The organism is Pseudomonas sp. NPDC089407 (assembly GCF_044900445.1).
Lineage (GTDB): Bacteria > Pseudomonadota > Gammaproteobacteria > Pseudomonadales > Pseudomonadaceae > Aquipseudomonas.
The window spans coordinates 1-14,186 of the sequence record NZ_JBJDNB010000020.1; the positions used below are offsets into that span (position 1 = coordinate 1).

Sequence of the window (14,186 nt, forward strand, 5' to 3'; positions counted from 1 at the left end):
CGGGCTTGTCCCGCGAAGAAGGCAACCCGGTGTCTGGCACCGGCTTTGCCGGTGTTCGCGGGACAAGCCCGCTCCCACAAGTTTCGCTAAATCAATAAGTTTCGCTAAATCAATAAGTTAGAGTTTGTTCTATGAGAGCTGGCTTGCCGGCGATGGGCTGCAAAGCAGCCCCAGTTCTAACCTGTTACGCTGGCCTGAATCGCCGTCAGGGCAATGGTGTGCACGATATCGTCCACCTGAGCCCCGCGCGGCAGGTCGTTTACCGGCTTGCGTAAACCCTGCAGCATCGGCCCCAGGCTGACCCCGTCGGCACTGCGCTGCACAGCCTTGTGCGTGGTATTGCCGGTGTTCAGGTCAGGGAACACGAACACCGTGGCACGCCCTGCCACCGGGCTGTCCGGCGCCAACTCGCGGGCAATCGCAGGGTTGGCCGCCGCGTCATACTGCAACGGCCCATCGATCAGCAGCCCCTGCGTCGCGCCCTGTGCCAGGCGTGTCGCTTCGCGCACTTTCCCGACTTCTTCATCGCTGGCCGAATCGCTTGAATAACTGATCATCGCCACCCGTGGCGCAATGCCGAAGGCCTGCGCCGACTCGGCACTCTGCTGGGCAATCTCGGCCAGTTCGGCAGCGCTCGGGTGCGGGTTCATCACGCAGTCGCCGTACACCAGCACCTGCTCGGGGAACAGCATGAAGAATACCGACGACACCAGGCTCGAACCCGGCGCGGTCTTGATCAGCTGCAGGGCAGGGCGGATGGTGTTGGCGGTGGAGTGCACCAGGCCGGAAACCAGCCCGTCCACTTCATCCAGGGCCAACATCATGGTGCCGATCACCACCGGGTCTTCCAGTTGCTGCTCGGCCATCGGTGCATTGAGGTTCTTGCTCTTGCGCAGCTCGACCATCGGCTCTACATAGCGCCCGCGAATCAGCTCGGGGTCGAGAATTTCCAGGCCCGGCGGCAGGGTGATGCCCTGGGCGCGGGCCACGGCGTCGACATCCTCGGGTTTGGCCAGCAGCACGCAACGGGCAATGCCACGGGCCTGGCAGATCGCCGCAGCCTGCACCAACAGAGGCTCGGCGCCCTCTGGCAGGACAATACGTTTGTTGGCCTGCTGCGCGCGCTGGATAAGCTGATAGCGGAACACCGCGGGTGACAGGCGCAGTTCACGCGGGGTACCGCAGCGTTGGTGCAGCCAGGCCGCATCGAGGTGGCTGGCGACAAAGTCGGTGATGAACTCGGCACGTTCGCGGTCATCCACCGGGATTTCGCGGTTCAGCGAATTGAGCTGGTTGGCGGTGTCGTACGAGCCGGTACTGACCGACAGGATCGGCAGGCCAGCCTGCAACGCGCCACGGCACAGGCCAAGGATGCGCGCGTCGGGCTTTGTATCGCTGGTCAGCAGCAATCCCGCCAGCGGCACCCCGTTGATAGCCGCAAGGCTCACGGCGAGGATGATGTCATCCCGGTCGCCCGGGGTTACCACCAGGGTTCCGGGCGTGAGCAGCGGCACGGTATTGGCGACCGTACGCGCACAAATAATGATCTTGCTCATGCGCCGCTGCTCGTAATCGCCGGCATTGAGCACCTGGGCGCCGAGCAAGTCGGCCACATCGCGTGTGCGCGGTGCGTTCAGCTCCGGTTGGAAAGGGATGCAACCCAGCAGGCGGAAGTCATTGCCACGCAGCAAGGGCGAGTGTTCCCGCAGGCGCGTGGCGAAATCGGCCATGCTTTCGTCGGTGCGCACCTTGTTGAGAATGACGCCAAGCACTTTCGGATCACGCGGGCCACCATACAGTTGGGCCTGCAACTCCACGCGCCCGGAAAGCTCGTTGAGCACTTCATTCTCTGGCGCGGAGACCAGAATCACTTCGGCATCCAGGCTCTTGGCCAAGTGCAGGTTGACCCGCGCCGCATAACTGGCGTGGCGCGTGGGTACCATGCCTTCAACCACCACCACGTCATTGCCGACGCAGGCTTGCTGGTAGAGGCGGATGATTTCCTCAAGCAGCTCGTCCAGCTGGCCGTCGCCGAGCATGCGCTCGACCTGAGCCAGGCTCAGTGGCACGGGAGGCTTGATGCCGTGGGTGCGGGCGACCAGTTCGCTGGAGCGTTCGGGGCCGGTGTCACCCGGGTGAGGCTGTGCGATCGGCTTGAAGAAGCCGACCTTCAGGCCGGCGCGCTCAAGGGTACGCACCAGGCCCAGGCTGATCGAAGTCAGGCCGACACCGAAGTCGGTCGGCGCAATGAAAAATGTCTGCATGCGTGCTTCTCGAAATAAGCGGTGCAAGGAATTAACGGCCAAGGGTAGCGCTATCGGCCCCCTGTGCGCACCAGCCGCACGCGAAAGGCTGGCCGATGCGTTGTGCGCGCTGTACCGGGTCAAGCACCCAGGGGCGTGACTGCCAGGGTGGCTGGTGACGCAGGTGCTGGGTGTGGCCGCAGGACAGTTCGGCCACCCAGTGGCCTTCTTCGTCCTGGTGAAAACCGGTGATCCGACTGATGGGCCGCTGCTGGTCCGCAGTGCGTTCGCAATCGGGCGATGGCTTGGTTACACTTGTCCGCTCTACATTCTTTTGCAAAAGGTCTTGCCCCATGCTGATCGCCGCCAACAAGGCTGTCTCCATCGACTATACCCTGACCAACGACGCCGGGGAGACCATCGACAGCTCCGCCGGTGGTGCGCCGCTGGTTTACCTGCACGGTGCCGGCAATATCATCCCGGGCCTGGAAAAAGCCCTGGAAGGCAAGCAGGCCGGTGACGAACTGAACGTTTCCATCGAGCCGGAAGACGCCTACGGCGAATACCTGGCCGAGCTGGTCAGCACCCTGAACCGCAGCCTGTTCGAAGGTGTCGACGTGCTGGAAGTCGGCATGCAGTTCCACGCTTCGGCGCCGGACGGCCAGATGCAGATCGTCACTATCCGCGACATCGACGGCGACGACGTCACCGTTGACGGCAACCACCCGCTGGCCGGCCAGCGCCTGACCTTCCAGGTCAAGGTGGTCGACGTGCGTGACGCCAGCGACGAAGAAATCGCTCACCGTCACATCCACGGTGAAGGTGGCCATCACCACTGATTTTCTGCGCTAAGCTCAGAAAGTCGCCAGGCGCTCGGGCAAGCCGATTTGCCTTCCTACGGGAGGTGAACGGTTTGGACGAGCGCCTTTTTAGTGGGCGTATTTCGCCTGTGCGGCACCCGGGAAGCTGAGAGGGGATTCGTCATGAGTGCATTTCACGAGCTGAAACTGGACGCGCTGAACGGCGGGGAACTGCCCCTCGCACCGTTCAAGGGCCAAGTGGTGCTGGTGGTCAACGTCGCTTCCAAGTGTGGTCTCACGCCGCAATACAAAGCCTTGGAAAACCTCTATCAGGTTTACAAGGACAAGGGCTTCAATGTGCTTGGCCTGCCGTGCAACCAGTTTGCCGGGCAAGAGCCAGGCAGCGAAAAGGAAATTCAGGACTTCTGCAGCCTGAACTACGGGGTGAGCTTCCCGCTGGGCGGCAAGCTCGAGGTCAACGGGCCACAGCGCCATTCGCTGTATCGCCTGCTGGCGGGTGAGGGCGCCGAGTTCCCTGGCGATATCACCTGGAACTTCGAGAAATTCCTGGTCGGCAAGGATGGGCGGGTGCTGGCGCGCTTCTCGCCGCGTACGGCGCCGGATGATCCGGCGGTGGTGCAGGCAATCGAGAAGGCACTGGTCTGAGTAGTGCCTGACACAGTATTTTCAGCGCCTATTAGATCGAGCGCCGCCCGCGCGGCGCTTCGCGGGTCAAGCCCGCTCCCACATCTGTTTCGGGCCAATTATTCCTGTGCCTTTGCCGCGTGCACCCTGAGTGCAAGGCTTGAGATTGATAAAGAGCAGTGGCGAAGCCGATATCGGATGGAATAAACAAGGCGGCCAGCGGTGAAATCACAGGAGTGATTGGCCGGAAACAGACTGTGGGAGCGGCCTTGTGCCGCGAAGCGCCGCGCGGGCGGCGCTCGATCTCACAGGCGCTGCACATATTGCGTCGAACGCTCAGCCGCGCCCCCGATTTGCCGGCAGGCATTTTGCAAATACCCCTCAAACTGCTCGACAATCGCCGCCCACCCCTGACGGCTGGCATGCTGGCGAGCATTCAAGCGCACCCGGCGTAGCGTCTCTTCTTCCTCCAGCAACCAGCAGGCCGCGTCAATAAATGCCGCCTGGTCTCCCGGCATGGCCAGCGCGCCGCTATGGCCATGGCGAATATGCTGCGCTGCAGCTGCCTCGTCATAAGCCACCACCGCCAACCCCGAGGCCATGGCTTCGAGCACCACATTGCCAAAGGTTTCGGTCAGGCTGGGGAACAGGAACAGGTCGCCGCTGGCATAGTGTTCAGCCAGTATTTCGCCGCGCTGGGCACCACAGAACACCGCGTCCGGCAACTGGTGCTCAAGGGTGGCGCGCTGAGGGCCGTCCCCTACAAAAACCAGGCGCAGGCGCTTCTGTGGATAAGTCTTTTGCAGTGCCTCCAGGCAGGGCCGCAACAAGCCAAGGTTCTTTTCCACCGCCAACCGGCCGACATGCAGCACGGCGATATCGTCCGGCCCCAGCCCCCAGCTTTCGCGTAACGCCTGGCTACGCCGCGCCGGGTTGAACAGGCAGGCATCGACACCCCGGGCCAGCAGTTCCAGGCGTTCGAAACCACGGCGCTCAAGTTCCAGGCGCTGGCTGAGGCTAGGGACGAGGGTGATGGCCGTGCGCCGATGGAACCAGCGCAGGTAGTGCGTGAGCATGCGCGCCAGCAGGCCCAGCCCGTACTGGCCGGAATACTGCGGGAAGTTGGTATGAAAACCACTGACCACCGCTACCCCCAGGCGCCGCGCCGCACGCAAAGCACTGAGCCCGAGCGGCCCTTCGGTGGCGATATACAGCACATCCGGGCGCTGCCGGCGCCAGCGGCGCAACAGCTTGTGCATCGACACCTCGCCCCACTGCAAACCTGGGTAGCCCGGCAAGGCCCAGCCCCGGCACAGCATCAGCTGCGGGTCGTTGTGCACCGGCCCTTCGCCGGCCTGGCGCGGGCGCACCACTTCAACCTCATGGCCGCGTTGGCGCAGCCCTTCGCTGAGGCGGCCAAGGGTGTTGGCCACGCCGTTGATTTCGGGTGGGAAGGTTTCACTGACCAGGGTGATGCGTAGGGCGCGTGTATTCATGACAAAAAGTTTCCGCCTGCTCGATTGCGCCAATGTGACTGCCATGTGACGTACAGATGACGACTGACCGCCGACGCACGAATATTTCCTGGCGCGGCACTCAAGAAGGTGTCACTGGCAGCCGATGAAGATGCATTCGACTACCTGATGCGCTCCATAGGAGAGCGGTGATGTTCAACAACAAGCTCAAGCAAGAAATCCGGCAGCTGCGCGAAGACCTGTTGTCTATCCAACAGGTCAAGAGCAGCCTCGACAGCGAGATGCTGGTACTGCAACTCGACCCCCAGGGACGGATCGAGATGGTCAATGGCAACTTTGAGAGCGAGATGCTCTACCGTGCCGAACAATTGCTTGGACGCAACATCGAGGACATCGTCCCTGACCATGTCAAATCGCTGGATTTCTACCAGCGCATGAAAAGCGCGATCAGCCGTGGCGAACACCTGAACGGCGCGTTTCGCCTGCTGCGCGGCAATGGCCAGGAAGCCTGGCTGCGGTCGATCCTGCAGCCGGTGAAGAACAGTGAAGGGCGCATCAAGTACTTCACCCTGCATTCCAGCGACCTCACCCGCACCATTCAGACCTCGCGCGAGCATGAAAGCCTGATCAAGGCGCTGATGCGTTCCACCGCGGTGATCGAGTTCGACCTCGACGGCACCATTCTCACCGCCAATGACCGTTTCCTGGCCACCGTCGGCTACCGCCTGGAGCAGATTCGCGGCAAGCATCACCGTATGTTCTGCGAGCCGGAAGAGGCCAACTCGGCCGGCTACCAGGCGTTCTGGGGCAAGCTGCGCCGGGGCGAGTACGTGGCCGAGCGCTTCAAACGTATCGATGCCCATGGCCGGGTGATCTGGCTGGAGGCGTCGTACAACCCGATTTTCGATGCTCATGACGTGCTGTACAAAGTGGCCAAGTTCGCCACCGTGATCACCGACCAGGTCAACCAGGAGCAAGCGGTGGCCGAGGCGGCAGATGTTGCCTACACCACCTCACTGGGGACGGATGCCAGCGCCCGCAAGGCCACCGATGTGGTGACCCAGAGCGTCAGCGTGATGCGCGGCCTGGAGGCTTCGATGCAAGAAGCGGCCGAAGGTATCCAGGCTCTGGATACCCAGTCGCGGGTGATCGGCTCGATCATCAAAACCATCAGCGACATTGCCGGGCAGACCAACCTGCTGGCGCTGAACGCCGCCATCGAAGCTGCCCGCGCAGGCGAGCAGGGGCGTGGTTTTGCCGTGGTGGCCGACGAAGTACGCCAGCTGGCTTCGCGCACCAGCACCGCCACCGAGGAAATCGCCCGGGTTGTGCAGCAGAACGAGCAACTGGCGCAGGCGGCGGTGGCGATCATCGATACCAGCAAGCGCCAGGCCGAACAGGGGCTGGCGCTGGCGGACGAGACCGGCAGCGTGATTGTCGAGATCCAGGACGGGGCGAAGCGGGTGGTGGATGTAGTGGGCCAGTTTTCCAGCCGGTTGGGGCAGTAAAGAGCAGGGGCTGCGGTGCAGCCCATCGCCGGCAAGCCAGCCCCCACCCCCGACCGCATCGAATTCAAGCCTTGCGCTTATCTGTGGGAGCCTGGCTTGCCGGCGATGGGCCGCAGGGCGGCCCCAGCAATTTGAGCATTAACAGGGATCAGTTGCGCTCGCGCACCCAGAACAGCGTAGCCCCCGCCACCGCCGCCGGCATCATCAGCACGTTCACCACCGGAATCATCAACGCCAGGTAGGTAATGCCGCCAAACCCCAGCGACTGCCAGCGCTTCTGGCGCAGCCAGGCGAGCATGTCCTGCCAGCTCATTTTGTTGTTGTCCGCCGGGTAGTCGATGTACTGAATGGCCATCATCCACACGCCGAAGATCAGCCACAGCGGTGCAGCCACTACGTTCACCACCGGGATCAGCGACAGGATGAACAGGGCGATGGCGCGGGGCAGGAAGTAGCCCAGCTTGCGCATTTCACGGCTGAGCGTGCGCGGCACCATGGCCACCAGTTCACCCCAGCTGAAGGCCGGGAAGTTGTCTTCGCCGCGCACCACTACTTCGACCTTTTCCGCCAGGAAGCCATTGAACGGCGCGGCAATGACGTTGGCCACCAGGGTGAAGGTGAAAAACACCATCAACACCACCAAGGCGACGAACAACGGCCAAAGGATGTAGGTAAGGAAGCTCAGCCAGCTCGGCAAGCTTGGCATTAGCGCATCCACCCACAGGCTGAACTGATGGCCGGCGAAGTAGATCAGGCCACCGAACAGCAGCAGGTTGACCGCCAACGGCAGCAGCACGAACAAGCGCAGATTGGGGCTCAGCACCAGTTTCAGGCCTTCGCGCAGGTATTGGGGGCCAGAGAGGACAGGGGCTTGCATCGAGGTACTCCGCAGACAAGGAAAACGCGCTGACCTTACCGAGTTTGTCGCGCCGACGAAAGGCGGCTGGCGGGCGCGAAACCGGCTGTAACAAAAGCACCAGCCGCTTGGCCGCCGATGAAATCGCAGCATAGACGATGCCTATGAGGTGGATTGTCGAAGGATATTTCCTTAATCTTTGCGACCTCGCTACAGTGCGCTCAACTTTCCGCTTTCTGGGCCTGCGCGTTGTAGCCTTCCCCAAGTGCTGCGTGGGTCCTTTTTATTTTCCAGCTGGCGCCGCCGGTACACCGATCCCGGCCCGCTCGACAGGAGTTCGACATGTCTGAAGTACGTCATTCGCGCGTCATCATTCTCGGTTCCGGCCCTGCCGGTTACAGCGCCGCGGTGTATGCCGCCCGTGCCAACCTCAAGCCGCTGCTGATCACCGGCATGCAGGCCGGTGGCCAGTTGACCACCACTACCGAAGTCGACAACTGGCCGGGCGACCCCCACGGCCTGACCGGCCCGGCCCTGATGCAGCGCATGCAAGAGCACGCCGAGCGTTTCGAAACCGAAATCGTCTTCGACCACATCAATGCCGTCGACCTGGCCAACAAGCCGTTCACCCTGCAGGGTGACAGCGGCAAGTACACCTGCGACGCGCTGATCATCGCCACTGGCGCCAGCGCCCGCTACCTGGGCCTGCCGTCGGAAGAAACCTTCATGGGCAAGGGCGTTTCGGCCTGCGCTACCTGCGACGGTTTCTTCTACCGCAACAAGCCGGTGGCCGTGGTTGGCGGCGGCAACACTGCCGTTGAAGAAGCACTGTACCTGGCCAACATCGCCAGCAAGGTGACTTTGGTACACCGTCGTGAAACCTTCCGCGCCGAGAAGATTCTGGTCGACAAGCTGAACGCCCGCGTGGCCGAAGGCAAGATCGAGCTCAAGCTCAACGCCACCCTGGACGAAGTGCTGGGCGACAACATGGGCGTGACCGGTGCGCGCCTGAAGAACAACGACGGCAGCAGCGACGAAATCAAGGTCGACGGCGTGTTCATTGCCATCGGCCACACCCCGAACACTTCGCTGTTCGAAGGCCAGCTGACCTTGAAGGACGGCTACCTGGTGGTCCATGGTGGTCGCGAAGGCAACGCCACTGCCACCAACGTCGAAGGCGTGTTCGCTGCCGGTGACGTGGCTGACCACGTTTACCGCCAGGCCATTACCTCGGCCGGTGCTGGCTGCATGGCGGCGCTGGACGTCGAGCGCTACCTGGACGGGCTGGCCAACGCCTCGTTCTGATTCGAGATTGTCGGGGGCTGCTTTGCAGCCCATCGCCGGCAAGCCAGCTCCCACAGGTAATGCACTTCCCCCGGGCCTTGCACATTACCTGTGGGAGCTGGCTTGCCGGCGATAGGGCCCTCGGCAACCCCCAAAAAAAACCGGCTCAATGGCCGGTTTTTTATTGCCTGCGATCAGCTCACAGGCTCAACCGCATCGACAGATCCACCGCCTTCACATCTTTAGTCATCGCACCAATCGAGATGTAATCCACCCCGGTCTCGGCAATCACCCGCAAGGTGCTCTCGTTAACCCCGCCACTGGCCTCCAGCTTGGCTTTGCCGGCAGTAATGCCCACTGCCTCGCGCATTTCATCCAGGTTCAGCTCGTCAAGCATGATGATGTCGGCACCCGCCGCCAGCGCCTCGCGCAGTTCGCTCAGGCTTTCCACTTCGATTTCCACCGGCTTGCCCGGTGCAATGCGGTGCGCCGCCGCCACCGCCTCGGCCACGCCGCCGCTGGCGGCAATATGGTTTTCCTTGATCAGGAAGGCGTCGTACAGGCCGATGCGGTGGTTGTCGCAACCGCCGCAGGTCACCGCGTACTTTTGTGCCAGGCGCAGGCCCGGCAGGGTCTTGCGGGTGTCGAGCAAGCGCACTTGGGTGTCTTTTACCAGGTCGGCAAGGAAGCGCGCGCGGGTGGCAACGCCTGAGAGTAACTGCAGGAAGTTCAGTGCACTGCGCTCACCGCTCAGCAATGAACGGGCCGGGCCTTCGAGGTGAAACAGCGGCTGGTTGGCGGTGGCCCGTTCACCGTCGGCTACCTGCCAATGCACCGCCACGCGCGGGTCGAGCTGACGGAATACGGCATCGACCCAGGCGGTGCCGGCGATCACGCAGTCTTCGCGGGTGATGATGGTCGCCTTGGCCAGGCGCTCGGCCGGGATCAACTGTGCGGTGATATCGCCACTGCCGATGTCCTCCAACAGCGCACGGCGCACGTTGGCTTCGATTTCAGCGGTCAAGTCGGCAAGGCGTAGGTTCGGCATGGTTGGCTCCACAAGCTAGATGCCCGCGATTATAGGGCAGGGGGCCGGTGTGTACAGCCGCCTTGGCGACGACCTTTGGTCGGAGCGAGGTGAGCAATTGGCCTGAGCCAGGGTCATTAACCCGTCGGTGAGACGGCGCTGGCAGCGCTGCGACTTTTTACCGATAATGCGCCCAGTATTTGGCGTCATAGCTTTGACGATTACCGCCTCATCGGGCGTACACACCCTGCAAGGAGTCCAGGATGCAAAAAGAAGGCAAGGTGGTGCCCTTGGCGGCGGCCATCGACCGGGGCGGGCGTGCGCCCCTGCCTTGCCTTCCGGTATTGCTCCTGCAGGTCCGCGACAAGGCCGCGCTGCAGTTGCGCCAAGGCTTGCAGGACTTGTTCGACAACGCCGACGACACCCTCTTCGAAATGGCCGACAAGGCCTTGGACCGTTGTGACCAGAGCCTGTATTTCGAAGCCATGCGCGACCTGCGCCTCAAGCGCAAGAGTATCGAGCGTGGGTTTCTGGATACCTTCCATGAAACCTTTGCGCGCATTGGCCAGGTTGACCTGTTGGCGCATCTCGTCGAGCCGGACAACTCGGGTGGCAAGGCCCAGGTAGAACGGGCAGCGGCTGTCGAAGGCATGGTGGGGCGCGTACTGTCCCGCGACGGCATGGCCCTGCAGCAGCTGAGCCTGCGCTTGCAGGCGTTGCTCGACCGCCCGCTGTACGAGCAGCACAACCCGTTGGGGCCGGCGGCATTGTGTGGCTATTTCCTCGATGCCGGGCGCAACCTGGGTGTTTGCCTGCGGGTCAAGCTGGTGCTGCTCAAACTGTTCGAGCGTTATGTGCTACGCGATGCCGATGTGATCTATGGTGAGGCTAACCAACTGCTGGCCGCCGCCGGGGTACTGCCGGAACTGCAACCGGCACCGCGCCGGCGTGCCGAGGACCGGCGCATGCGCGCACGACGCGGCCCGGCAAGGCTTGGCCAGGCGCTGGGTGCTGACGCGGCGGGGCAGGCTTTCTTTGCTTCGCTGCAAACGCTGCTGGCCCCGCTGCGAGGGCAGTTCGCCCCGCGTTTGCAGGCGGTAACAGCTGCCCAGCCGATCACTACCGCCGACCTGCTGCGGTTGCTTTCGCATTTGCAGCGCTACGTGCCCGCCACCCACGAGGCGGATGATTTCGAGCTTGGCCCACAACTTGAGCAATTGCTGCTGCGGGTCAGCGTGCGCAGCGGCACACGTCGGCGCATCGGCGTGGCCGACGAAGACATGATCAACCTGGTGAGGCTGCTTTTCGCGTATATCCAGCGCGATGACAACTTGCCGGCCAGCCTGCGGGCGCTGATTGCCCGCTTGCAGATTCCCCTGCTCAAGGTCGCACTGCTGGACAAGGGGCTGTTCAGCCGGGCCAGCCACCCGGCGCGCCGCTTGCTCAATGAAATTGCTGGCGCAGCGATTGGCTGGGAATGCAACCGCGAAGGCGTGCGTGACAGCCTGCACCTGCGGGTAGAGCGGACCGTCCAGCGGCTGCTAAACGATTTTGCCGAAGATGCCGGCTTGTTTTCCGAGTTGCTCGACGATTTTCTCGCCTTCAACCAGGACGAGCGGCGGCGCAACGAGTTGCTCGAACAACGCACCCGCGACGCCGAGCAAGGCCGGGCCCGGGCCCTGCAGGCCAGGCAACAGGTGCAGCAGCTACTTAATCAGCGCCTGCGTGGCCGGGTATTGCCACAGGTGGTGGTGCAAATGCTGGTGCAGGCCTGGAGCCAGGTGCTGTTGCTGGCTTGGTTGAAGCAGGGTGAGGGTTCCCAGGCCTGGTGCGATGCGGTGCAGACGATGGATACGCTGCTGGCCAGCATCATCCCGCCACACGAGCCGCAAGCCCTGTTGCAGCAGGTACCCGGCCTGCTCAAGGCACTGCGTGATGGCTTGGCCAGTGTGGCGCAGGGCTCGCTGGCGACCCGTGAGTTTTTCCTGCAGCTTGAGCAGTTGCACCTGCGCGCCTGCGCGGGTAGCGACGAGCCGCCCCTGGCTGAAGTGCTGGTGGCCCATGACATTGTGCTGGCAATCGCCGAAGAGCCAGGCTGCGCACCGCTGTGGCAAGACGATGGGCACGCTGCGGCGTTGCTTCAGGCGCAGCGCTTGCGCATCGGCACCTGGGTCGAGGTGCTGGACGAAGACCAACCGCTGCGCTGCAAGCTGGTGGCGCGTATCGACAGTAGCGACAGGCTGGTGTTTGCCAACCGCACCGGCATGAAAGTGCGCGAATGGAGCAGCACCAGCTTGGCCCAGGCCCTGCAACGCGGTGAAGTGCGGGTGCTGGATGACGGGCTGTTGTTCGAGCGAGCGCTGGAGGCGGTACTCGACAGCCTGCGCCAAGTTTAGAAGCTGACACGCCCCCTGTAGGAGCGGCCTTGTGTCGCGAATGGGCTGCAAAGCAGCCCCAGCAATTTGAGCATCTGTGCTGACATCCTGGGGCTGCTTTGCAGCCCTTTCGCGACACAAGGCCGCTCCTACAGGGGCCAGTGCCGGGTTGTGGTCACTTACATTACGATGATTCACATGCACACCACATTGGCCGCAAGGCATACTGTTCTTCTGTTAACGGCGTTTTCAGGATCTGCCCCATGCAATTGGACCGTGCCACTGGCTGGTTCCACGGAATCGGAATCACCCACTGCCCCTCGCCGAACTTCAATGCCCGCCCCGAAGGCGAATCGATTTCCTTGCTGGTGATCCACAACATCAGCCTGCCGCCGGCCTGTTTTGGTACCGGCAAAGTCCAGCAGTTCTTCCAGAACCGCCTGGACCCCGATGAACACCCGTACTTTGCCAGCATCAACCACCTGACCGTGTCGGCGCACTTGTTTGTCGAGCGTACCGGTGCGGTGACCCAGTTCGTGTCGTTGTGCGACCGCGCCTGGCATGCGGGTGTGTCGAGTTTCGACGGGCGTGAAGGCTGCAACGACTTTTCCATCGGTATCGAGCTGGAGGGCACTGATGATCTGCCCTACACCGATGCCCAGTACGCAGTGCTGGAGCAACTCACCCGGCACATCTGCGGCGCCTGGCCGGCCATCGATCAGCGCCGTATCCAGGGCCATAGCGACATTGCCCCGCAGCGCAAGACCGACCCTGGCCCGGCCTTTGACTGGCCGCGCTATCGCCAAGCGTTGCAGCACGACGAGGACAAGGCATGAGTTTTCTGGTGTTGTTGCTGGCGCTGTGGGTCGAGAAGTTTTCGGCCCTGCGCCATCAGGTGCAGCGTGACGGGTTCTTCCTCGGCGAGCTGGTGCGCCTGGAGCGCAGCGGCAAGGTGCACCCTTGGTGGACGCTGGCCATCCTGGTGCTGGCACCGGTAGCGTTGCTGGTGTTGCTGCTGCATGTACTGGAACCTGTGGCCTATGGCCTGCTGGCCCTGCCGGTGCACTTGCTGGTGCTGATCTACAGCTTGGGGCGTGGCGATGCCAAGGCCTCGCTGGGGCCGTTCCGCGATGCCTGGCGGCGTGGTGATGACCAGGCTGCGCTGCACGTGGCCGAGCGTGACCTGGGCCTTGCGGCCGATGAGCCACACAGCCTGCTGGTGCGGGTGCAGGGCAACTTGCTGTGGCAGGTGTACCAGGGCTTTTTCGCGGTGATTTTCTGGTATTTCGTGCTGGGGCCGGGGGCGGCGTTGGCGTACCGGCTGCTGGCGTTGACCGGTGAGCACAGCAAACAACCTGCGCTAAAGGCGCGAGCTGAACAGTTGCGGCATATCCTGGACTGGCTGCCGGTGCGGGTGCTGGCATTGAGCTTTGCCTTGGTGGGCAACTTCCTGGCGGTAACACGCGTGATGCTGCACGAAGTGCTCAACTGGCACATCAGCGCCGCGCATCTGGTGGCGCGAGTCGGGCGCATTGCCGATGACATTCCCGAGGAAGAAGACAGCCAGCGCGGGCTGGGGCGGCTGGACAGCCTGTGGGAGCTGCTGCTGCGCTGTGCGGTGTTGTGGTATGCCGGGTTTGCGCTGTGGACGGTGCTGGTCTGATCCATCCATTGCCATTGCCGTTGCCGTTGCCGTTGCCGTTGCTTTTGCTTTTGCTTCTAAGCGCGCGATAGTCCAGGCGACACGGATTGCGACTTCAGGAGGCCGAGCGAAGGGCTTGCGGAGGGAGGTGACGGGCATGGATGCCCGTCAAGCGCTGAGGCCCCATGGATGGGGCCTGCAGCGCGTACTCCCGGGAGCAAGCCCGTAGCGAGGGGACCCCGGAGCGCAGCGCAGGGGCCGGATGACGGGAGCCAGCGTTTTTTGGTTACTTTTTGTCGCGTTTGACAAAAAGTGACTCGCCGTAAGGGCG

12 protein-coding genes are annotated in these 14,186 nt (G+C 62.9%); 7 read left to right on the forward strand and 5 right to left on the reverse strand.

All coding sequences use genetic code 11. The annotated features are described in order from the left end of the window. Nucleotides 1–176: 176 nt before the first annotated feature. Together pta and ACI2KG_RS16495 are read right to left on the reverse strand one after the other, a co-directional pair. Nucleotides 177–2,264 (reverse strand): phosphate acetyltransferase, encoded by a 2,088-nt coding sequence (gene pta, locus ACI2KG_RS16490; protein ID WP_400619023.1) that lies wholly within the window; start codon nucleotides 2,262–2,264, stop codon nucleotides 177–179. A gap of 31 nt (nucleotides 2,265–2,295) precedes the next feature. Beyond that, on the reverse strand, nucleotides 2,296–2,598 hold the full coding sequence (locus ACI2KG_RS16495; RefSeq protein ID WP_404662579.1) for a DUF3565 domain-containing protein: 303 nt from the start codon (nucleotides 2,596–2,598) through the stop codon (nucleotides 2,296–2,298). Between ACI2KG_RS16495 and ACI2KG_RS16500 the strand changes: the two genes are divergently transcribed. Then, nucleotides 2,597–3,082 carry a peptidylprolyl isomerase gene (locus tag ACI2KG_RS16500; RefSeq protein ID WP_404662580.1) on the forward strand — a complete coding sequence of 162 codons (486 nt, stop codon included), beginning with the start codon at nucleotides 2,597–2,599 and terminating at the stop codon, nucleotides 3,080–3,082. The genes ACI2KG_RS16495 and ACI2KG_RS16500 overlap by 2 nt on opposite strands. Nucleotides 3,083–3,226: 144 nt before the next feature. Then, the gene (locus ACI2KG_RS16505) at nucleotides 3,227–3,709 is read left to right on the forward strand and encodes a glutathione peroxidase (protein WP_404662581.1); all 483 of its coding nucleotides are present in this window, start codon (nucleotides 3,227–3,229) and stop codon (nucleotides 3,707–3,709) included. 284 nt (nucleotides 3,710–3,993) lie between these two features. Here ACI2KG_RS16505 and ACI2KG_RS16510 read toward each other — a convergent pair whose 3' ends face one another. Further along, nucleotides 3,994–5,184 carry a glycosyltransferase family 4 protein gene (locus tag ACI2KG_RS16510; protein WP_404662582.1) on the reverse strand — a complete coding sequence of 397 codons (1,191 nt, stop codon included), beginning with the start codon at nucleotides 5,182–5,184 and terminating at the stop codon, nucleotides 3,994–3,996. A 170-nt stretch (nucleotides 5,185–5,354) separates the two neighbouring features. Here ACI2KG_RS16510 and ACI2KG_RS16515 point away from each other — a divergent pair, with 170 nt between their 5' ends. Then, a complete protein-coding gene (locus ACI2KG_RS16515) occupies nucleotides 5,355–6,671 on the forward strand; it encodes a methyl-accepting chemotaxis protein (RefSeq protein ID WP_404662583.1) in 1,317 nt (438 codons plus the stop codon). Between the two features lie 148 nt (nucleotides 6,672–6,819). Here ACI2KG_RS16515 and cysZ read toward each other — a convergent pair whose 3' ends face one another. Further along, nucleotides 6,820–7,548, reverse strand: coding sequence for a sulfate transporter CysZ (gene cysZ, locus ACI2KG_RS16520; protein ID WP_400619002.1), 729 nt, complete (start codon nucleotides 7,546–7,548; stop codon nucleotides 6,820–6,822). Nucleotides 7,549–7,869: 321 nt separating this feature from the next. On the opposite strand from cysZ, the gene trxB reads away from it, so the two are divergent. Beyond that, nucleotides 7,870–8,832, forward strand: coding sequence for a thioredoxin-disulfide reductase (trxB, locus tag ACI2KG_RS16525; protein WP_346614943.1), 963 nt, complete (start codon nucleotides 7,870–7,872; stop codon nucleotides 8,830–8,832). 178 nt (nucleotides 8,833–9,010) lie between these two features. On the opposite strand, the gene nadC is transcribed toward trxB, so the two are convergent. Continuing rightward, on the reverse strand, nucleotides 9,011–9,859 hold the full coding sequence (gene nadC, locus ACI2KG_RS16530; protein WP_400618998.1) for a carboxylating nicotinate-nucleotide diphosphorylase: 849 nt from the start codon (nucleotides 9,857–9,859) through the stop codon (nucleotides 9,011–9,013). A 242-nt stretch (nucleotides 9,860–10,101) separates the two neighbouring features. On the opposite strand from nadC, the gene ACI2KG_RS16535 reads away from it, so the two are divergent. From ACI2KG_RS16535 to ampE, 3 genes are all read left to right on the forward strand, one after another. Beyond that, nucleotides 10,102–12,234, forward strand: a complete 2,133-nt coding sequence (locus ACI2KG_RS16535) for a DUF1631 domain-containing protein (protein ID WP_404662584.1) — start codon at nucleotides 10,102–10,104, stop codon at nucleotides 12,232–12,234. 242 nt (nucleotides 12,235–12,476) lie between these two features. Further along, entirely contained in the window at nucleotides 12,477–13,049 is a 573-nt protein-coding gene (gene ampD / locus ACI2KG_RS16540; protein WP_404662585.1) for a 1,6-anhydro-N-acetylmuramyl-L-alanine amidase AmpD, read from the forward strand. Next, the gene (gene ampE, locus ACI2KG_RS16545; RefSeq protein ID WP_404662586.1) at nucleotides 13,046–13,876 is read left to right on the forward strand and encodes a regulatory signaling modulator protein AmpE; all 831 of its coding nucleotides are present in this window, start codon (nucleotides 13,046–13,048) and stop codon (nucleotides 13,874–13,876) included. The genes ampD and ampE overlap by 4 nt, the downstream gene beginning before the upstream one ends. The last annotated feature ends 310 nt before the right edge of the window (nucleotides 13,877–14,186 follow it).